The sequence below is a fragment of the Legionella navarrensis genome (assembly GCF_052527415.1).
Genome location: NZ_JBNVZR010000001.1, coordinates 294,825 through 314,868 on the forward strand (window position 1 = coordinate 294,825; position 20,044 = coordinate 314,868).

A 20,044-nucleotide genomic window follows, 5' to 3' on the forward strand; every position below is an offset into this window, starting at 1 on the left:
AGCGTTTGCGCCATGCTGTGTCTATACTTAAATGATAAGGTGTATATCAGTTTAAAAACACAAAAAGGAGAGTACCGTGTTATCCAGTCTATACCCACTCGCGACCCTGGCTGTCGCCTTGTTTTTACTGAGCCGCCAGGCTTCCATGGCTGTCTGGTCAATCTGCTACGCCCTTGTTGCGCTGCTGTACTGGACATATGGCTCACCCGGCCATTTCATGCAGATTCTCATGGTGTTGATTTTTATCCCCATGCTGATTTGCTCCTTCCGTCCGCTGCGCAGCCAGTTGGTTTCAAAGCATTTATTCAAGCTGGTGAGCAAGGCCATGCCGGCCATGTCCTCCACTGAGCGCGAAGCGCTTGAAGCCGGCACCGTCAGCTGGGAAGGCGATATTTTCAGCGGTGCGCCGGACTTTGACAAACTGCTCAAGGCTCCTGTGGTCAGCTTAAGCGCGGAAGAGCAGGCGTTTATGGATGGCCCGGTCGACGAATTATGTCGCATGCTGGATGAGTGGGATATTACGCATGTGCGTTCGGATTTACCTCCCGATGTATGGGCTTTCATCAAGGAAAAGGGCTTCCTTGGCATGATCATACCCAAAGAATACGGCGGCCTTGACCTGTCAGCCACGGCACAGACAATGGTTCTCGCGCGAGTCTGTGGTCGCTCAATTACTGCCGCGTCCACCATATCCGTACCCAACTCACTGGGACCTGCCGAACTCCTGCTGAAATACGGTACCGAGCAGCAAAAGGAATACTATCTGCCACGACTGGCCGATGGGCGTGAAATCCCCTGTTTTGCCCTGACAGGTCCCAATGCCGGCTCCGATGCGGCCTCCATTCCCGACACAGGCATTGTCTGTCGTAAAACCATTGACGGTAAAGAGGTGGTTGGTATTCGTCTGAACTGGAGTAAGCGTTACATTACACTGTGTCCCGTTGCTACGGTAATTGGTCTGGCCTTCCGATTATTCGATCCTGAAAACATTCTGGGTAAGGGCGAAGACGTGGGCATCAGCTGCGCCCTGATACCGGCTAAAACCAAAGGTGTGGTCACCGGGCGTCGTCACTTTCCATTGAACACCGGGTTTCTCAATGGTCCAACACAAGGGAAAGACGTGTTCGTTCCCATCGATAACCTCATTGGCGGAGCGCCCATGGCCGGTATGGGCTGGCGGATGCTGATGGAATGTTTAAGCGTGGGTCGTTCGATTTCTCTGCCCTCGAGCGCGGTCGGTGGTTCACAGGCAGCTGCGCTGGCCACGGGGGCCTATGCGCGTGTCCGTAAGCAGTTTAATCAGGCGATTGGTCATTTTGAAGGTATTGAAACGCCGCTGGCACGGATTGCCGGGAACACGTACCTTATGGACGCGGGTCTGATGCTGGCTTCTTCCGCTATCGATCAGGGTGAAAAACCGTCTGTCGTAGGCGCCATCCTGAAGTACCACACTACCGAGCGGGTCAGGCAGGTTGTTATAGACGCAATGGATATCCATGGCGGTAAAGGCATTTGTCTTGGGCCGAATAATTATCTTGGCCGCGGCTACCAGACTGCCCCAATCAGCATCACGGTTGAGGGGGCCAATATTCTTACCCGTAATCTGATTATTTTCGGTCAGGGTGCGGTGCGTTGCCATCCTTATGTGTACCGTGAGCTCGAAAGCGTTCGTGCTAACAGCCTGAAGGATTTTGATGCGGCGTTCTGGGGGCATGGCGGCTTTGTGCTGGCGAATCTGGTCAAATCTCTGGTATTTAACTTTACCGGAGCACGTTTTACCAAAGCACCGGCCAGCCGGGTTAAACACTATTATCAAATGGTGCATCGATACAGCAGCAACATGGCGTTTGCGTCTGACTACTGCATGATGCTGCTGGGCGGTGAGCTAAAACGCCGGGAAATGCTGTCAGCGCGTCTGGGCGATGTGCTCAGCAATCTGTATCTGATTTCCGCAGTTCTGAAACGTTACCATGCTGATGGTGAACCCCTGAATGATCTGCCTGTTGTTGACTGGTGCTGCCAGCAGCTGTTTTATGAGTGTGGTCAGGCATTGCACGGGGTAATCCATAATCTGCCCAGTCGCTGGACGGGTATTTTACTGAAGCTGGTTATTCAGCCTTTCGGCAACCTGCAGCAGCCTCCATCAGACAGCCTGTGTAAAAAAGTGGCGGAGTTGATGATTACACCGAATGACACCCGATCGCGCATTGCCCGATTGGCATTTAAAGAGCCAATTGCTAACTGCCCGGTGGGTCGTCTGGAGTCAGCCTTTAACAAACTCTATGCGGTTGAGCCGCTGGAAAAACTTGTGTTGAAAGCGGTTAAAAAAGGCAAGCTGCATTCTCTGACTTTTATGGATCAAATTGAAGAGGCCCGCAAGGCCGGTGTTCTTGACGAGCAGCAGACAGCCAGGCTTCTGGAAGCTGAAAAGGCCCGGCAGGCAGTTATTGCTGTGGACGATTTCAGTAATGATGAGCTGTCGCGTTTGAATCTGGATAATAAAAAAGTCGTATCGGAAAAAAGCCGGGCCAAGGTGGATGTGGAGTAAATAACACCATCAGCCGTTGTAGCCCGGATTAGCGCCAGCGTAATCCGGGAGGCAGGCTACAAACGTGGAGGCGTGCTGGATTGGCCATGGCGCCCCGGATTACGGCTTCGCCTAATCCGGGCTACGTGTCCGCGTTAAATCATTCGGCGCCCTGGTGCGCTGTCAGGAAAACGTCTTTCCCAGCATCCTCTTAATCAATACATTCAAAAGCCAGGACAACAAGGTGGCAGCAAGCAGTACGTATAATAAGTCGGTGAATGTCTGAGCATAGTGAAGCTTGAGTTCAATCATGTTCATGTTCTCTGGATTAATCGCGGTCAAAGACGCCAGTTTGCCGGATAAAAAGCCGCCGATACCAAGCGATACAAAAAATATCCCCATCATGGTGCTGACTTTGCGGCGACTGGCCAAAATGGTAATGGCTGACAGACCAACGGGGGATAGCAGCAGTTCGGCTATGGAAATCATCAAATACGCCGGAATAAACAACAGGGGAGACAACAGCCCGCTACCGAAATTCTGACGGCATACCAGGGTAATCAGTGTATAAGCCATCACCATAAACAACATGGCCAGCATAAACTTGTTACCCGTATTAATTCCACTTCGCTCGCAACTGATCTGATTGTGTTTCCGTGAGAGAAAGAAGCCAAAAATCAGCATCCCCACACTTTGTACACCAATGTAATACGGCGGTGGAAACGAGATGCCAAAGAGGGTTGGCTCCACCACGCGGGATATAAACAGTGTGAGCGACATAAACATCTGGAAGTAAAAGGCCCAGAACATTACCGAAATAATACACAACAATCCGATCACCAGTGTCTGCCTCGCCTGTTTCGGATTTTCACGCCATGCGGTGTTGAGCAGATAAGTCAGTGACAGAATAATAATCACCGAAAAAGCCAGATTGGCAAGCCATGGAAAATACAGCACGGAAAAGCAGGCTCCCCACAGAGCCAGAATCAAGGCCGTGGCCTTAAGCAGTTTTCTATGCGTGTACTCAAAAGGATGGTAGTCGGTAATCTGATACCGTTTGACCCCCAGCACGAAAACTGAAAACGCTATCACCATACCAAAGGCGGCACTGGCAAAGGATACGGACCAGCCAAACCAGACATTAATCTGACTGGGCAGTGTGGTTCCCAGAATGATACCCGTGGTGATCCCCATATAAAAAATGGTAAACCCACTCTCCCGCTGTGGGGCGTTAGGAGGGTAGGCATTACCGAGCAGAGACGATATATTGGGTTTCAGCAGGCCCGTACCTACGGGAATGGACGCGAGCACCAGCATCAGACCGTGATCGCTGCTGACGAAAGCAAGGCTTAAATAGCTTAGAAAGAGGGTTATAGTGCCTACTATAATCGTGTTTTTTTGTCCCAGAAGATTATCAGCGACCCAGCCGCCAATGATTGGAGACAGATAGGTCAGAGCAGTAAATGAGCCAACCAGCGCATATACCCGCTGATCATTCCATTTAAAGTGCAGCACCATGTACAGTGCCAGTAGAGACTGCACAACATAAAAGCCATAACGTTCCCACATCTCTGTCAGGAAAAAAACACGTAAGGATGGGGGCTGCTTATTGTCGGTCAGAGACATGAAATCCTACTGGTTAGTTGCATGTATTATTAGTTTAACACAATGATTTATAAATGAGCATTGCGTGCGGTTAAAAAAATCATAATCGTATGATTTTTATATCATTGTTCCTGCCTTTACGCCCGAATCCCATAATCCTGTTGTAGCCCGGATTAGCGCAAGCGTAATCCGGGAAGAGGGCCACAAACATGGAGCCGTGCCGGGATGACCACGGCGTCCCGGATTACGGCTTCGCCTAATCCGGGCTACATGTCCTGAGCACAGCCAGCGTAATCCGGGAAAAAGGCCACAAACGCAGCCCCGTACAGGGACGCCTTGTCGTGAGCACAGATTTAACCGAGTGCATGGAAAAAGATGAAAATCAGTTGCGCTTCCAACACGAATCAAAGTAACTTCAATAGTGATTAATTAAGGGAGTATTTAATATTATGTCCGAGCTGTTCACACTCAAACCTGGCCAGTTAAGCTGGTCTGATCTGGAGCATTTATACCATTCTCCAGCTAATCTCATGCTTGATGCCTCCAGTCTGGCCGGCATTGCTGCGGCTACCGAGACGGTTGATGAGGTAATTCGCAGTAAAAAAACGGTTTATGGTATCAACACAGGTTTTGGTTCGCTGGCTAATCAGATCATATCGGCTGACAAATTACAGCAGCTGCAACGCAATATCGTGCTGTCTCATGCCTGCGGAACCGGTGAGCTGCTCGATGACGACGTGGTCGCGCTGATTTTATTACTTAAAATTAACAGTCTGGCTCAAGGGTTTTCGGGTATTCGTCTGTCGGTTATTGAGGCCTTGATTACCTTATATAACAAGCGTATTTATCCCTGCATTCCCGGCAAGGGCTCGGTAGGGGCATCGGGTGATCTGGTGCCGCTGGCACACCTGTCGCTGCCTCTTCTTGGCGTAGGCGACATGCGTTATCACGGGCGCATCATTTCAGCTGAAGAGGGTCTGGCTCTGGCTGGACTGCAGGTAATGGACCTGGCACCCAAAGAAGGGCTGGCGCTTTTGAACGGATTGCAGGCATCGGCTGCTCTGGCCATTAAAGCCTGTCTACTGAGCGAGCGTTTGTTCGATACCGCTATGATTGCCGGTTCGCTGTCGGTCGATGCCGCCAAAGGCAGTGATGTGCCCTTTGATGATCGCATTCATGCGGCCAGAGGTCAGCCTGCTCAGCGTGCGGTTGCAACCTTGTTTCGTACCTTATTGAAGGACAGCCCGATTCGCGAGTCGCACCGGGATTGTTCACGCGTTCAGGATCCCTATTCTCTGCGCTGCCAGCCTCAAATTATGGGTGCGGTCAGGCATCAAATGGACTTTGTCGCGTCCACACTGGTGGCTGAAGCGAACGCGGTAACGGATAACCCCCTGGTTTTTTCAGAGGAGGGCGATATTTTATCCGGGGGAAATTTTCATGGAGAAATCATTGCCATGGCAGCGGATAATCTCGCGCTGGCTATCGCTGAAATGGGAGCCAACGCCGAGCGGCGGATTGCGTTGCTGATTGATCATCATTTCAGCGGTCTGCCAGCCTATCTGGTGCGGAATGGAGGCGTAAACTCAGGCTTTATGATTGCGCACGTCACCGCGGCAGCCTGTGCCAGCGATAACAAGGCTCTGGCTCATCCGCATTCGGTTGACAGCCTGCCGACCTCGGCGAATCAGGAAGATCACGTTTCCATGGCAACCAACGCCGCGCGACGACTGCTGTCGATGGTGGATAATACGGCGTCTATTCTGGCTATCGAATTGCTGGCAGCCTGCCAGGGACTCGAGTTTCACCGGCCGTTGACCACATCGCCGGCTTTGATGGGCAGCTATTGCCGGGTCAGAGAGCTGGCCGCCCCCTACGATGAAGATCGCTATTTTTCTCCAGATATTGCGCTTATTAAAAAAGGCGTTCTGAATGGGGAGTTTGCGCTGAGCAGAACTGGCGGCTGATACAGCAGGCGGGCTGTAGCCCGGATTAGCGCCAGCGTAATCCGGGATCGGGGCGAGGTGGTTCTGATGAAATGACCCTCATCCCCAGCCCTTCTACCTTAACCAGGGAGAAGGAGGCTGTATTCCTTTTTCACGCTCCCAGAATCGCAGGGGCGATAAATCCGGTTCCTGCATTGCGTTGACGGGCAGGTAGAAGGTCTGTTCCAGCAAATACTGGCCGCCAAGTGCCGCATGGGATACGTGGTCGGTGAACACCAGCCAGGTGCTTTGCGCAGGGAAATCCACTCGCTTTTTATCCACCGTTGCCTGATACTGCTCGTCGAGTTTCATACCATCATGCAGGTGCAGCTGATAGTGATCATAGGCTGAGCGTAAGGACTTTGTGACTCGGATTTTATGCAGCAGTCGGGCCATCACCGGGCTGTATCTGGGGATATCGCCTGCGAATCGTCGGGCAACGTCCTGGAATGGCTCGCCCAGATCCCACACACGCGGCTCGCCATATGGGTTGACGTTGCAAAACACGCGCAGGATACGCAGACCCTGCACCGGTGAGGCAGCAAAGGAGTCGACGTGTACGCGGGTATCATCTTTACGCTTTGAACTGGGGCGGCCACGTATTTCGGCAGGGCGGTAGCTGGTTCGGCCCCATATCAGCTCTGGCTGATACTGCGGAAACAACTCGTCTACCATCTGTCTGGCGTACTGCGCGTAAGCCTGCATAAACGACTGCAGATGGACGGCAAAATCCGTTTTGACCAGCGTCTGATTCAAACCGCCCAGTTTCTGCCGGCGTGAGTCGTAACTGATGTTTTTATGCCGGCCATCCAAAATACTTTCTGACAGAAACTTATCGGTATCCGTTTCTGGTAAGGCGAAACTGAGGGCCGGGAAGAACACTACCTGGCCGGATTCCAGAGCAGTCAAAGCGGCCTGTTTCTCCTGAGCGTCGAGACGCTCAAGAGAGTCACAGGTCAAACTGTACAAAGGGTCTGTCATACTGTCCTCGTTTTATTGTGCTTTTTGCAATGATTCCATCACTGCACCCAAAAAGCGTGTAGCTTCGCCGCCTGTGGCAGCGCGGTGATCAAAACTGAGCGACAAAGGCAGCAGGCGATGAGATTCCACCTTGCCATCCTTCACGACAGGAGCATCATACAGGCGACCAACAGCCAGAATCGCAACCATGGGTGGCACAATAACAGGGCTGGCAAAACGACCGGAAAACTTGCCAAAGTTAGACAGCGTAATCGTCGCCCCTTTCAGTTTGTCTGCAGGCACGGAGCGCTCACGCACATCACGTTTGAAAGCATCAATTGTCTGGCGTAACTCCGTTGCAGAGCAACGGTTGGCATTATGAATGACGGGCACAAAGAGGCCGTCTTCTGTATCCATGGCCAGTCCAAGGTGTAAATCTTCAAAGCATTTGCGTGCGCTGTGCGCGGTATCAAACCAGGCGTTAAGTGCCGGCTCTACCTTACAGGCGTGCGCAATGGCCTGAATCAGGCGAACCGTAATGTCGTTGCCAGGTGTCCAGCTATGGATGTCAGCTTCGTCAAAAATACTGACCGGAACCACCACCTGATGCGATTGCACCATGCTGCTGAGCATGGCACGGCGCACGCCACGCAGGGCCTCAAAGCCCTCAGGCAGTTGATTTTGCAGCGCAGCTGCCTGTTCGACATCAGCACGTGTAATCACGCCATGCTCGCCTGTCCCTGTCAGACTGGCTACGTTGACGCCAAGCTTTTTAGCCAGCAGACGAACCGCAGGCGTAGCCTTGCTGCGCTGACCCTGATGAGCCGAGCCGACGGTGAAATTGTCTTCACTGACGTCATGGCTTTCTTCCAGATTACCTACTACGGTGCCTTTATCCGCTTTTTTCACTTCGTCGGCGACAAAGCCTACCAGCGGCACACCGGTTTTAATCACATCGCCTGGTTTACCGAACAATCTGGCAATCACGCCATCCTGCGGACAGGGTACGTCGACCACAGCTTTGGCTGTTTCCATGGAAACCAGGGGCTGATCCAGTTTGACTACGTCGCCTTCCTTGACAAACCACTCATGAATTTCCGCATCGGGCAAGCCCTCGCCCAGATCAGGCAAATTAAAAATATTCATCATCACTCCATTATGTTCATGACACAGTCTTTGATTCGTTTAACACTGGGTATGTAGTGTTTTTCCAGTTGAAAATAGGGCATGGTGGTATCGTAGCCGGTTACCCGCTGAACAGGGGCCAGCAAATCGCTCATACAGTTTTCCATCAGCTGAGACGAAATTTCAGCGCCAACGCCACAGGTTTTGGCTCCTTCGTGCACAATGACGCAGCGTCCGGTGCGCTCTACTGACGCCAGAATGGTTTCAATGTCCAGTGGCTTGATGGTGGCCACGTCAATCACCTCGCAGCTGATGCCTTCTTCACCCAGCTGTCTGGCGGCCTGCTGCGTTTCGTGCATGCTGGCACCCCAGCTGACCAGGGTCACGTCGTCACCCTGCTGCAGCGTGAAGCATTTGCCCAGGGGTAAGGCCTCGCCATTGTCTTCAACCGGTTGTTTCACCAGGCGATAGATACGCTTTGGCTCAAGGAAAATAACGGGATCGGGATTACGAATCGCTGCCAGCAGCAGACCGTAAGCGCGTTTAGGCGAGGAAGGGATAACAACCTGCAGACCCGGAATATGGGCAAACAGGGCCTCGGTGCTTTCTGAATGATGTTCCGGTGCGCGGATACCACCGCCAAAAGGGGCGCGAAAAACGATGGGGCAGTGCAGGCGCCCACGTGTGCGGTTACGCATGCGGGCAGCGTGGCAGATAATCTGGTTCATGGCCGGGTAAATAAAGCCCATGAACTGAAATTCGGCAACGGGTTTGAGTCCCTGCACCGACATGCCTACCGACAGGCCGGCGATCATCGATTCAGCCAGAGGTGAGTCAAATACGCGACGTTCGCCAAAACGTGCCTGCAGGCCATCCGTTGCACGGAATACGCCGCCATTTAAGCCCACGTCTTCACCAAAAATAACAACCTGGTCGTCGTGTTCCAGTTCCCAGGCCAGCGCTTGCGTGACCGCTTCAATCAGGGTGATATCAGGCATTGGCAGCTTCCTCCATGGCAATAGCTCGTTGTTCTATCAGATAATCGGGCAATTCGGCATAATGGTAGTCAAACATGGTTTCGACTTTCTGAGGGGGGCGTTCGAGATAGGCATCCACTTCGGCCTGAACTTCACGTGTGCAGGCTTCGAGCAGCTGCTCTTCCTGAGCGGCGTCCCACAGTTTGTTTTGTTCCAGATAATGCTTCAGGCGTCCGACGGGTTCCTTTAATCTGGCTTCGTTTACCTCGCTCTCGGGCTGATAACGTGTTGCATCATCGGCCGTGGTGTGGTCACAGAGTCGATAGGTCTTGGCTTCAATCAGCGTGGGGCCTCCGCCATTTCGTGCCTTTTCGATGGCGTCGCCGATATACTGGCGGCAGGCAATGACGTCATTGCCATCAATCTGGATACCTTCAAAACCAGCGGCAATCGCTTTCTGCGCAACGGTTTCGGCAGCTGTCTGTTTGGACAGAGGAACGGAAATTGCCCACTGGTTGTTATTGACCACGAACACAACCGGTAAATTCCAGGCACCGGCTACGTTCAAGGCTTCATAAAAATCACCTTCCGACGTACCGCCTTCACCAATGCAGACGACGGCAACGCGCGCCTCATTACGATATTTGAACGCAAAGGCAACGCCTGCGGCATGCAGGCATTGCGAGGCAATAGGTACGCAAATGGGCAGATCTTCCGAGCCGCAGGCAAACTCACTGCCGCGTTCGTCGCCACCCCAGTAAGCCAGAATTTCAGACATTTTGACACCGCGCTGAAACTGGGCGGCATAATCACGATAATAGGGAACGAACACGTCTTCCTTGCGCATGGCATGGCCGATAGCCGTAGCAATGGCTTCCTGGCCATTGATGGGGGCGTAGGTTCCCATTTTTCCGGTGCGTTGCAGGGCAATGGCCTTTTTATCAAAAGTTCTGGCGCGTACCATGATGCGGTACAGGTCTTTTAGAACATCCCGGTCATCGACACAGGGTGGCAGGGCCTGGCAAGGCTCACCCTGTTCATTAATAATCTGGTGAAAATTTACTTCAAAACGAGCCACAGTTGTCACGAATAATCTCCTTGTCTGCAACGCAGGGTCTTTACCTCTCGTTTTCGAGAGGCTATAGAATACTCATAATCCTGGTGAAAAACCATCCCTGGCCGGAAGTCTCTAACGCGGTGTGAATGATGTGCTCATTGAGCTGCTGCTGTCTGCGAGGCTGTCGGTGCTGGAACTACGATGCGATGAGGACGAGGAACAGACTGGCCTTTCCTGCCGCTGGCGTTGTGCGGATAAATGATAGTCAAGATTTGTAATTAACTTCTCACCGATAAAGTCGATGAATTGATTTCTGTCTGCTTTGTTTCTTACCACGGATCGTAAAGAAAAACTCTCGAGCTGATAGTGGGCGGCTAATTCGGCTCTCAACGTGGAATCCCAGAAAGTAAACAGCCCGGGTGAAATATAGAAATCAATCTGCCCTTCTCTGAGAATATCGATTAGATGTTGAACCGTTGGCTCTTGACGTAAGCGTGCCGGGGCATGATAGTATTTTTCGGATATCAGGTTCATGGCTTTTGTCGTGATATCTTTAACGAGATCCCTCAATTGTATGTCTTTCAATGAGGATTTTGAGCTCTTCCCCTCAACGCTCTGTAATACGTTGCTCATCATGCAATGGAAAGATAGCATACCCTCGATGGCGGGAGTATGTTGTTCGATGCGCCTTTTCAGCTGCGCTTCCATTTGATGACATTTTTCAATTGTGTGAATTAACTCGAGGCTCAGTCGGGCCAGACAGGACAGGCTGGCTTCAATAGGCTTTTTCTGGCTTTGAAGCAGGCTTTTCAAGCGGTGGAGAATGAGGTCGGTTTGTTTGTCAGCGGTAGGTGTGGTTTTCATGTCATCGGTTGCGTTTGATGATGATGCCTGAGGCCCGGTTGCTGGCGGAGTCAAGGAATCGCTGATGAAAAAATAAAGTCGCCACATACCTGTCTTGATGGCAAGAAGTTGAAACAGCTCTTTGATATGAGCGGTGATGAATTCATTTGGGTAGTCTGCTGCGCCTGTTCCTCTTGCGAAGGCGTTAAGGTCCTGTATGTTATCTTCTGATATGGGAGGAAGGGGCGCCGGTTTCATTATGCTTAATATGGCCTGTTCAAAATATTTAAGCATAGGGGACGTGATCTTCTCGTTTTCCTGCAAACAGCGGCGGAATGGTGGATTCAGGAGTTCGTCAAACAAATAGGTCAGTTCTTTACACATCGCATCTTTTATGGGGTTGATGAGTGAACAGATCTCGTATTGCAGCCTAACGGACAAAGCCGACTCTGACTGTATGAGGCTGGCAGGTGGCCTTGATTTTTTGTCCGCCTCTACTTTCTTAGTAAAATACTCCATGTATTTGAGCGTATCGCCCATGACGGTAGGATTCATGATCCGTCCTAAATCTTCAATCGCAAGCGAGCGACGGGCTCTGGCTGAAAGCTGCGTTCTGGACAGATCGTCGCTCGATCGAAACAGAGTCATTGGTGCTTTTCTTGGGGAGCCAGTATGCTCAGGAAGAGACAAAGAAAACGGGGTCGGAGCTTTTGTAGTGGTAGTACCGGCGCTGGAGCTTACGCTCGAACTGTCACTGCACGGAGATGCCGGGGGGCTGCTGTTGGAGCGTGGGCGGGCAAACCTGACCGACTTATCGATTTGAGGTACCCATACAAAGTTCTTAATATCTTCAATATAAATCTTTTCCCCACTAACGGTAACGTGAGGAATGGATCTTAATTTTTCACGCAGCGCCCTGGTGTCAGGCACCCTGTCGGACTGATGCATGCGATAGAGGCATTCAGCACGCCCCGTGGTTTCATCGAGCTCCCATAAAACCGGAAGTTTGTTGAAGCAAATTGAAGGAATCGTAATTTTCATAGCTCACATGGGGTTTGTGGTTTGCCTGGCAGGGAATGTACAAGCCATGACAAAAAAAATAAAGGCTTTTGTGAGGGAAACTGTATAAATCAAAATTAAAACAGTAGGTTGGGCCTTGGCCCAACATGGCGATCCAGGGAAATTATCATTGCCCCCTGGATTTCAGGTTGACAAGGCATCAGGCGTTTCGTCGAGCCATAAACCAGGGCAAGGCGACAAACAGTACCAGACCGCCGATCAGGAAGGATTCGAACACAGCAACATTACCAACCGGGATCTGCGTTGGCGGAATAAATCCGATGGCCATGGCGGCGAGACAACAAACAATGCCCACACCGGCAACCAGCCACATGGCCGCATTACCACCGGGAATTTTGTAGGCACGTGCGGTTTCAGGCTGGCTGTAGCGCAGTTTGATGGCGGCAGCAAACATGAACACATAGGCCAGCAGAGCCATTTGGGCACACAGATCACTGAGCAGCCAGTATGCCGCATTGACGGAATCAAACAAAATGAATACGCTGCTCAACAGGGTAAAAATCAAGCCCTGAGTTATCAGTATTCCAACCGGCGCACCAAAGCGATTGACGCGGCCAAAAGCCGCTGGCAAAGAGCCATCGCGCGCCGACACCAGCAGCCCCTTGGTAGGGCCAATGATCCACGCAGACACACTGCTCAGACCTCCAAGAATAATCAGACTGGCAATCAGGCCTGTCAGCCATGGCATGTTCCAGGCAGCAAAAAAGACGGCGAATGCCTCAATCAGGCCCGAGACCACGCTTAACCGGGCATTGGGCACGACGATAACAATAGCCAGCGAGCTTAAGACCAGGGTGATGAAGATAATGAGCAGCGAGTACAAAATGGCACGAGGATAATCACGCTGCGGGTTTTTAACATCTTCGGCGTGCACGGCAGACATTTCCATCCCGATCAAGCCAAAGAGAACGGCAGCAAACAAAGAGAGATTACCGAGCGAACTGAAATCAGGCAGCCAGGAACCACTGCTGTCAATAGCAACTGGTCTACCCTGAATCAGCCAGAAAGCACCCAGAGCAATAATACCCAGCATCGGTAATATCGTACCAAAGACCGCGCCAATAATGCTGACCAGGCTGGATAGACGCATACCAAAACAGTTCATCAGGGTAAAAAACCAGAAAAGCCCGAGCGATGAGCTCAACAGGTATACTTTATTGTTGGCCAGTTCTGGTGCAAAAAGGTAGGTAAATGTCGCAGAAATAAAGGCCAGAATGGTCGGGTACCAGACCACATTATAAATCCATTGCAGCCAGATAGTAATGAATCCGGCACGGCGACCAAAGGCCTCACGAACCCAGACGTAAAGACCGCCGGTATTTGGAAAAGCCGTAGCCAGTTCCGCGGCGACCAGAGCGATGGGTATAAAAAAGGCAAAACCAGCAACCAGATAATAGGATATCAGCGGTAAACCAAGCTTGGCACTGATCGGCAGGGTACGCAGACTGTCCACTGCGATGACGTTGATCATGACTAATGAAAATACTGAGAGAACTTTTTTTGAGGGGGGCATTTTGGCTCCTCTGTTACAATCTGGATAGATTAATCGGTATTGTTTGTTGGCACAAGAAAATATCTGATTGAAAGATAATTAAAGCGATTCAATTATCATCCTTTTGTGATTACAGATTACATCTTTGGCATTTTAACAGCAGGAATCATTGTTGGGCCAAGGCCCAACCTACGCGTAACCAATCCGCCGGCAGTGTAGCAGTGTAGGTTGGGCCAAGACCCAGCGTACACGTAATCAATCCGCCGGCAGTGTAGCAGTGTAGGTTGGGCCTTGGCCCAACAAGGAATCTCGCTGCGCCTTAATTGTTGGTCCAAGACCCAGCGTACATGTGATCAACCCGCCATATTTCTGAGTACGTACTGCAGGATACCGCCATTACGGTAATATTCCAGCTCATTGGCTGTATCAATGCGACAGGTAAGTGGCGCAGAATCCTGCGTGCCGTCCTGACGCTTAATGGTCATGTTCAGCACCGAACCTGGTTTCAGTGACTCATCGACCGCAATACTGATGCGCTCACTGCCATCCAGCTTCAATGTTTTACGTGTGGTGCCTTCGGCAAACTGCAGCGGTAAAATGCCCATGCCAATCAGGTTGGAACGATGAATTCGTTCAAAGCTTTCAGCAATCACGGCCTTCACACCCAGCAGATTGGTTCCTTTGGCAGCCCAGTCACGTGATGAACCGGTACCGTACTCTTTACCAGCAAAAATCACCAGTTGCTGATGATCCTGCTGATACAGCATCGACGCATCATAAATAGGCATGATTTCGCCGTTGGGGATGTAACGGGTTACACCGCCTTCAACGCCCGGAGTCATTTCGTTACGGATGCGAATGTTGGCAAAGGTGCCACGCATCATCACCTCGTGATTACCGCGTCGTGAGCCGTAGGAGTTGAAATCTGCCTCCTTCACACCTTTCGACAGCAGATAAAGTCCCGCCGGTGAATTGGCTTTGATAGAGCCGGCCGGTGAAATATGGTCTGTTGTGATGGAATCACCCAGAACCGCCAGTACGTAAGCATCCTTGATGGTTTGAATCGCACCGGGTCTGGCCGACAGGTTATCAAAAAACGGCGGATGCTGAATGTAGGTAGAGTCCGGATTCCACTTATACGTGGTTCCGCTGCTGACCTTGATGGCCTGCCAGTGCTCGTCACCTTTAAAGACATCTGCGTACTCTTTGCGGAACATGCCGCCTGTTACCTTGGCCACTTCGGCCGCGACTTCGGCATTGCTTGGCCAGATATCTTTCAGATATACATTATTTCCAGCCTGGTCCTGACCAATAGGATCCTTGCTCAAATCAATGGTCGTTGTACCACACAGGGCGTAGGCAACCACCAGCGGCGGAGAGGCCAGCCAGTTCGCGCGAACCTGAGGATGCACGCGTCCTTCAAAATTGCGGTTACCAGACAGAACGGCGCTGACCACCAGATCGTTCTTCGCGACCGATTCAGAGATGGCATCCGGCAGGGGGCCTGAGTTACCAATACAGGTGGTGCAGCCATAACCTACCAGATTGAAGCCAATCTTATCCAGATCATCCTGCAGGCCGGCGTGTTTCAGGTAGTCGGTTACGACTTTGGAACCTGGTGCCAGAGAGGATTTAACCCAGGGTTTGCGGTTCAGGCCCCTGGCAACGGCTTTGCGGGCCAGCAGTCCGGCAGCCATCATCACGCTCGGGTTAGACGTGTTGGTGCAGCTGGTAATGGCAGCGATCACCACATGGCCATGGCGCATGGTGTAATCGTGGTTTTTTACCGGGTAATCCTGGTGTTTTTCAAGTTCCTTGCCGCTTTCCTGCAGGAATCGATCAAATTCTACAGGCAGGCTGCTCAGAGTGACTTTATCCTGAGGGCGCTTGGGGCCGGCAAGAGAGGGTTCTACTTCATCGAGATTTAATTCGAGTGTATCAGTAAAGACAGGATCTTCAGACTGCTCGTCGTACCACATGCCCTGGGCCTTGCTGTAGGCTTCAACCAGTGCGATGGTATGCGGGTCACGGCCACTCAGGCTCAGGTAGCGCAGGGTTTCCTGGTCAACCGGGAAAAAGCCGCAGGTAGCGCCGTATTCCGGGGCCATATTGGAAATGGTGGCGCGATCCGCCAGAGGCAGACCAGCGAGGCCCGGGCCATAGAATTCAACGAATTTACCCACCACGCCTTTTTTACGCAGCATCTGGGTTACGGTTAACACCAGGTCGGTTGCGGTGATGCCTTCGCGCAGATGCCCCGTCAGTTTAAAACCAACCACTTCGGGAATCAGCATGGAGACAGGCTGCCCCAGCATCGCTGCTTCCGCTTCGATACCGCCCACGCCCCAGCCCAGAATACCAAGGCCATTAATCATGGTGGTGTGCGAATCGGTACCTACCAGCGTATCAGGGTACGCATAGTGTCTGCCCTGGTGTTCACTGCTCCAGACTGTTTTGCCCAGGTACTCAAGATTGACCTGATGACAAATACCCGTGCCCGGTGGAACGACCTGAAAATTGGCGAAAGACTGCTGTCCCCAGCGCAGGAATTCATAACGCTCTTTATTTCGCTCAATTTCGATCTCGGTGTTAACGGTCAGTGAATCCTTAGTACCGAATTTATCCACCATGACCGAGTGATCAATAACCAGATCAACGGGAGACAGAGGCGCTATTCTTTTTGCATCACCACCCATTTTCTCCAGAGCTGTTCTCATGGCAGCCAGATCAACCACGGCAGGCACACCGGTAAAATCCTGCATCAGAACCCGTGCCGGTCGGTAAGCAATTTCGTGCTGCGAGGTGCGTGTGTTCAACCAGTCGGCAATGGCTTTGACGTCGTTCGTGGTGACGGTTGTACCGTCTTCAAAGCGCAGCAGATTTTCCAGCAGAACCTTAATGGAGTAGGGCAGGCGGTTAATTCCTTTAAAATGCTGCTTCTCGGCTTCCTTCAGGCTGTAATAATGGTAGGTTTTCCCATCTACGTTTAATTGACTTTGCGTTGAGAGACTGTCTTGACCAACGTTCATTCACCCACTCCTGAGTTAAAAGAACTAATCATAGCTCAAAATTATGAAAATTGCAGTGTGATCAAGGCGGATTTCTCTGTACTGGACAATTTTTTAATCTTTGTATTATTCGTCCTCTCGGTGCATCATTTGTCCTCCCCGCGCAGGCGGGGATCCATGGTCAAGTCAGGCTCAGGGTCAGCTCCAGGATAGTTTCCTGCCTACGCGGGGATTTTGTCCAGTACAGAGGGCGGATTTATTCGTTGAAGCAGACTGTATAAGGAGCTGGGTGGCAAAGGATTGATAACGATGCGCCCACCCAGCTCGTGTGTCTGACAGCTCTTATTCTCAATTACAGCGTGTATTGCAGCGACGGACATTCCATCGGTCTACCCAGCAGTAACGGGCACAACGGGGACCCCAGTAGGCAGGGTATCCACCACGGTAAAACCCGCCGCGATATCCCCAGCCTCCCCGGTAACCCCAGCCACGATGTCCCCAACCGCGGTATCCCCATCCACGGTAATTCGGACCGTGCCACCAGGCTAACTGAACATTACTGCTGTTCGCCGTCGCCTGCAGAGGCAGATTCTGGGCTTCCACTCTGTTGGCTGTAAAAGCTGCCGTTACCAGGAACAAAAACATCATCATGGCTGGCAGGAATTTCACAGTCTTTGCAATTGGACTGTCCATTTTGTTGTCCTTGTTAATCATTGTTGGTATATAAATTATAGACAAAAAAATCAAAAATAAATCACTGTGTGAAAATTAAAATGTTTTGCTTTGAGTTCAAAAGCTTTACCATACGCCGTAATTTCGTAAGACATGACAAAAAGGTAACGAGCCATGCTCAATTTTCAGGAAACTGATGTTAAAGAATTTTTAAGCGCTTACTGGCAAAAAAAACCGTTGGTCATTCGCAATGCTCTGCCTGGCTTCGTGGCTGCAATCAGCGGCGACGAGCTGGCAGGGCTTGCCATGGAGGATGAGATTGAAAGCCGGATGGTCTTTGAAACGCCGGCGCATGCCCCATACTGGCGTTTGCAGCGCGGGCCTTTTACTGAGGAGGATTTCGCCAGCCTGCCGGACACACACTGGACCCTGCTGGTTCAGGGCGTGGATCGCTTTGTTCCTGAGGTAGCCGCCTTGCTGGATAATTTTAACTTCCTGCCGGCCTGGCGTGTGGATGACGTGATGATAAGCTACGCCGTCAATCAGGGCGGAGTTGGCCCGCATTATGATAACTACGACGTCTTTCTTTATCAGGCTCAGGGACGGCGTAAATGGCTGTTGACCACGCAGGAATGTGTGCCGGAAAACTATCATACCGATGTTGATCTGCGCATTATGAAACGCTTTCAGGTAGAAGAGGAAATCATTCTCGAAGAAGGCGATATGCTGTATCTGCCACCGCATGTGGGGCACCATGGAACTTCTTTGAGCAAGGATTGCATGACGTATTCCTTCGGCTATCGCAGCTACCAGACACAGGAGCTGTGGGATAGTCTGGGCGAACACATGGCCATGCAGCAAATGCCCCCGGTTTTGTACCGTGATCCTGACTGGAACTGCCTGAACAGCAGTGCCGAAATTCCCGAGCAGGCCTGGCAGCAGGCTAAAAAGAGTCTGCAAAGGATTCTGGACGACGAGCAGCTTCTGAAACACTGGTTTGCCGCTTTCGCAACCTCACTGGATCAGCAGGCAGAAACCCTGTTGCCCATGGAAGCGGATGACGCAGACACCCTCACCGTGTTTTGCGATGAATTGTTTGCCTCTGCGGGTATAGCCCGCAATCCACTCTGCCGTTTTGCCTACCTGAGTGAGCCTGAGCTGACTTTATATGTGAATGGCTGTGCGTGGTGTGTTGAGCAGGTAAGTCCCGAACTGGTCAGGCGTCTGGCCAACCAACGCAGTATGTCGCTTGATGAGCTGCTGCCATTTGTGAGTAAAGACGGTAAAAAAGCCGCTAATCTGGCTTTCTTATACGAATTATGGAAACTGCAGTGGCTGGAACTGCAGATGTTGGAACAAATTTAAAAGGTGTAACGAATGAAACGAAGAATGAAACGCCCCTCGCAGGAACCACATACAACCGTGATTGACACCATCAGCCACGATGGTCGGGGCATTGCCCGCATTGATGGCAAGGCAACCTTTATTCAGGGGGCGTTACCGGGTGAAACGGTGACGTTTAAATACATTCGAGTGAAAAAGGATTATGACGAGGGCGTGACCCTGTCTGTGGAAACACCCGCCAGCAATCGCGTGGAACCGCGTTGCCCCCATTATCACATGTGCGGCGGCTGCTCACTGCAGCATCTGGACGAAAATACACAGATCCACGTCAAGCAATCGCTGCTGCTCGACCTGCTCAGCCGCATCGGCCGTGTTGAGCCGGAACAGATTCTGGAGCCTCTGATAAGCGACGTCTGGCATTATCGAAATAAAGCCCGTTTGAGCGTGCGTTACGTTGAGAAAAAACAATCCACGCTGGTAGGCTTTCGGGAAAAAAACAATCCTCGCTACATTACCGAAATCACTCAGTGTCCAGTATTAAATGCGAAAATCGATGCGCAGATCATGACATTGCGCGCGCTGATTGACTCCCTCGAAACGCCCGCCGATATCGCCCAGATAGAAGTAGCGGCCGGCGATGACGACGTGGCGCTCATGTTTCGTAATATGAATCCGCTGACGGAGAAAGATGAAGCGGCCTTGCGTCGCTTTGGGCAGGCTACCGGTTTTACTCTGTATCTGCAGCCGGGCGGAACCGACAGTGTGACCCTGTTTTATCCAGAAGATGCCGAACCCTGGCTGCACTACGAACTGCCCGACGAAGGCGTGCGCTTCCGTTTCCATCCCACTGACTTTACTCAGGTCAATGCTGGTCTGAATCGTGCCATGGTCGCACGTGCGATGAACCTGATGGATCTTCAGCCCGATGACGTGGTACTGGATCTGTTTTGCGGGCTGGGTAATTTCTCTCTACCCCTGGCCAGACGCTGCGCCAGGGTGATTGGCATCGAAGGCAGCGATACCATGGTCGAGCGCGCCAGCATGAATGCCTCACTCAATGGAATCAGCAACACCCAGTTCTATTGTGCTGATCTGGACAGGCCAGATGCGCTTGCCGCCTTTGCCATTCAAGGTGTCAACAAGCTGTTAATAGACCCGCCACGCTCAGGCGCACTGGAAATTGTCCGACAAATCGATAAACTAAAGGTAGAACGGATTGTTTACGTATCCTGTAATCCGGCTACTCTGGCACGTGACAGTGACATTCTGGTTAATCAGCATGGTTATCGATTAATATCGGCCGGTGTTATGGATATGTTTCCACATACAGCCCATGTGGAGTCCATCGCTCTATTTGAAAAAGGATGAT

Annotated in this window: 14 protein-coding genes; 5 read left to right on the forward strand and 9 right to left on the reverse strand. The window is 51.5% G+C overall.

The window, feature by feature from the left end:
- Positions 1–76: 76 nt before the first annotated feature.
- Positions 77–2,548 carry an acyl-CoA dehydrogenase gene (locus ACQUTA_RS01160; protein ID WP_444986353.1) on the forward strand — a complete coding sequence of 824 codons (2,472 nt, stop codon included), beginning with the start codon at positions 77–79 and terminating at the stop codon, positions 2,546–2,548.
- A 162-nt stretch (positions 2,549–2,710) separates the two neighbouring features.
- On the opposite strand, the gene ACQUTA_RS01165 is transcribed toward ACQUTA_RS01160, so the two are convergent.
- Positions 2,711–4,153, reverse strand: a complete 1,443-nt coding sequence (locus tag ACQUTA_RS01165; protein WP_444986354.1) for a peptide MFS transporter — start codon at positions 4,151–4,153, stop codon at positions 2,711–2,713.
- A 428-nt stretch (positions 4,154–4,581) separates the two neighbouring features.
- Here ACQUTA_RS01165 and hutH point away from each other — a divergent pair, with 428 nt between their 5' ends.
- Positions 4,582–6,099: a histidine ammonia-lyase gene (gene hutH, locus ACQUTA_RS01170; RefSeq protein ID WP_444986355.1), complete on the forward strand. Its 1,518-nt coding sequence runs from the start codon at positions 4,582–4,584 to the stop codon at positions 6,097–6,099.
- A gap of 93 nt (positions 6,100–6,192) precedes the next feature.
- Here the strand turns inward: hutH and kdoO are convergent, their stop codons facing one another.
- The 5 genes from kdoO to ACQUTA_RS01195 form a co-directional block, all read right to left on the reverse strand.
- Positions 6,193–7,098, reverse strand: a complete 906-nt coding sequence (kdoO, locus tag ACQUTA_RS01175; RefSeq protein WP_444986356.1) for a Kdo hydroxylase KdoO — start codon at positions 7,096–7,098, stop codon at positions 6,193–6,195.
- 12 nt (positions 7,099–7,110) lie between these two features.
- Positions 7,111–8,223: a dihydrolipoamide acetyltransferase family protein gene (locus tag ACQUTA_RS01180; protein WP_444986357.1), complete on the reverse strand. Its 1,113-nt coding sequence runs from the start codon at positions 8,221–8,223 to the stop codon at positions 7,111–7,113.
- 2 nt (positions 8,224–8,225) lie between these two features.
- Positions 8,226–9,200, reverse strand: a complete 975-nt coding sequence (locus ACQUTA_RS01185; protein WP_444986358.1) for an alpha-ketoacid dehydrogenase subunit beta — start codon at positions 9,198–9,200, stop codon at positions 8,226–8,228.
- Positions 9,193–10,266, reverse strand: coding sequence for a pyruvate dehydrogenase (acetyl-transferring) E1 component subunit alpha (gene pdhA / locus ACQUTA_RS01190; RefSeq protein WP_444986359.1), 1,074 nt, complete (start codon positions 10,264–10,266; stop codon positions 9,193–9,195). The genes ACQUTA_RS01185 and pdhA overlap by 8 nt, the downstream gene beginning before the upstream one ends.
- A gap of 102 nt (positions 10,267–10,368) precedes the next feature.
- On the reverse strand, positions 10,369–11,634 hold the full coding sequence (locus tag ACQUTA_RS01195) for a hypothetical protein (RefSeq protein WP_444986360.1): 1,266 nt from the start codon (positions 11,632–11,634) through the stop codon (positions 10,369–10,371).
- Here ACQUTA_RS01195 and ACQUTA_RS01200 point away from each other — a divergent pair.
- Complete coding sequence (locus tag ACQUTA_RS01200; RefSeq protein ID WP_444986361.1) at positions 11,633–11,902, forward strand: hypothetical protein; 270 nt, start codon at positions 11,633–11,635, stop codon at positions 11,900–11,902. The genes ACQUTA_RS01195 and ACQUTA_RS01200 overlap by 2 nt on opposite strands.
- Positions 11,903–12,298: 396 nt before the next feature.
- On the opposite strand, the gene ACQUTA_RS01205 is transcribed toward ACQUTA_RS01200, so the two are convergent.
- From ACQUTA_RS01205 to ACQUTA_RS01215, 3 genes are all read right to left on the reverse strand, one after another.
- Positions 12,299–13,672: an APC family permease gene (locus ACQUTA_RS01205; RefSeq protein WP_444986362.1), complete on the reverse strand. Its 1,374-nt coding sequence runs from the start codon at positions 13,670–13,672 to the stop codon at positions 12,299–12,301.
- Positions 13,673–14,004: 332 nt separating this feature from the next.
- The gene (acnA, locus tag ACQUTA_RS01210; RefSeq protein WP_444986363.1) at positions 14,005–16,680 is read right to left on the reverse strand and encodes an aconitate hydratase AcnA; all 2,676 of its coding nucleotides are present in this window, start codon (positions 16,678–16,680) and stop codon (positions 14,005–14,007) included.
- Positions 16,681–17,007: 327 nt separating this feature from the next.
- Positions 17,008–17,352, reverse strand: coding sequence for a hypothetical protein (locus ACQUTA_RS01215; RefSeq protein ID WP_444986364.1), 345 nt, complete (start codon positions 17,350–17,352; stop codon positions 17,008–17,010).
- Between the two features lie 153 nt (positions 17,353–17,505).
- On the opposite strand from ACQUTA_RS01215, the gene ACQUTA_RS01220 reads away from it, so the two are divergent.
- Positions 17,506–18,696: a JmjC domain-containing protein gene (locus ACQUTA_RS01220; protein ID WP_444986365.1), complete on the forward strand. Its 1,191-nt coding sequence runs from the start codon at positions 17,506–17,508 to the stop codon at positions 18,694–18,696.
- Between the two features lie 12 nt (positions 18,697–18,708).
- Positions 18,709–20,043: a 23S rRNA (uracil(1939)-C(5))-methyltransferase RlmD gene (gene rlmD / locus ACQUTA_RS01225; protein ID WP_444986366.1), complete on the forward strand. Its 1,335-nt coding sequence runs from the start codon at positions 18,709–18,711 to the stop codon at positions 20,041–20,043.
- The last annotated feature ends 1 nt before the right edge of the window (position 20,044 follow it).

Coding starts and splice junctions, on each gene's coding strand:
- ACQUTA_RS01165 (WP_444986354.1), bottom strand. CDS start 4,153: ATGTCTCTGACCGACAATAAGCAGCCCCCATCCTTACGTGTTTTTTTC.
- hutH (WP_444986355.1), top strand. CDS start 4,582: ATGTCCGAGCTGTTCACACTCAAACCTGGCCAGTTAAGCTGGTCTGAT.
- kdoO (WP_444986356.1), bottom strand. CDS start 7,098: ATGACAGACCCTTTGTACAGTTTGACCTGTGACTCTCTTGAGCGTCTC.
- ACQUTA_RS01180 (WP_444986357.1), bottom strand. CDS start 8,223: ATGAATATTTTTAATTTGCCTGATCTGGGCGAGGGCTTGCCCGATGCG.
- ACQUTA_RS01185 (WP_444986358.1), bottom strand. CDS start 9,200: ATGCCTGATATCACCCTGATTGAAGCGGTCACGCAAGCGCTGGCCTGG.
- ACQUTA_RS01200 (WP_444986361.1), top strand. CDS start 11,633: ATGATCCGTCCTAAATCTTCAATCGCAAGCGAGCGACGGGCTCTGGCT.
- ACQUTA_RS01195 (WP_444986360.1), bottom strand. CDS start 11,634: ATGAATCCTACCGTCATGGGCGATACGCTCAAATACATGGAGTATTTT.
- ACQUTA_RS01205 (WP_444986362.1), bottom strand. CDS start 13,672: ATGCCCCCCTCAAAAAAAGTTCTCTCAGTATTTTCATTAGTCATGATC.
- acnA (WP_444986363.1), bottom strand. CDS start 16,680: ATGAACGTTGGTCAAGACAGTCTCTCAACGCAAAGTCAATTAAACGTA.
- ACQUTA_RS01215 (WP_444986364.1), bottom strand. CDS start 17,352: ATGGACAGTCCAATTGCAAAGACTGTGAAATTCCTGCCAGCCATGATG.
- ACQUTA_RS01220 (WP_444986365.1), top strand. CDS start 17,506: ATGCTCAATTTTCAGGAAACTGATGTTAAAGAATTTTTAAGCGCTTAC.
- rlmD (WP_444986366.1), top strand. CDS start 18,709: ATGAAACGAAGAATGAAACGCCCCTCGCAGGAACCACATACAACCGTG.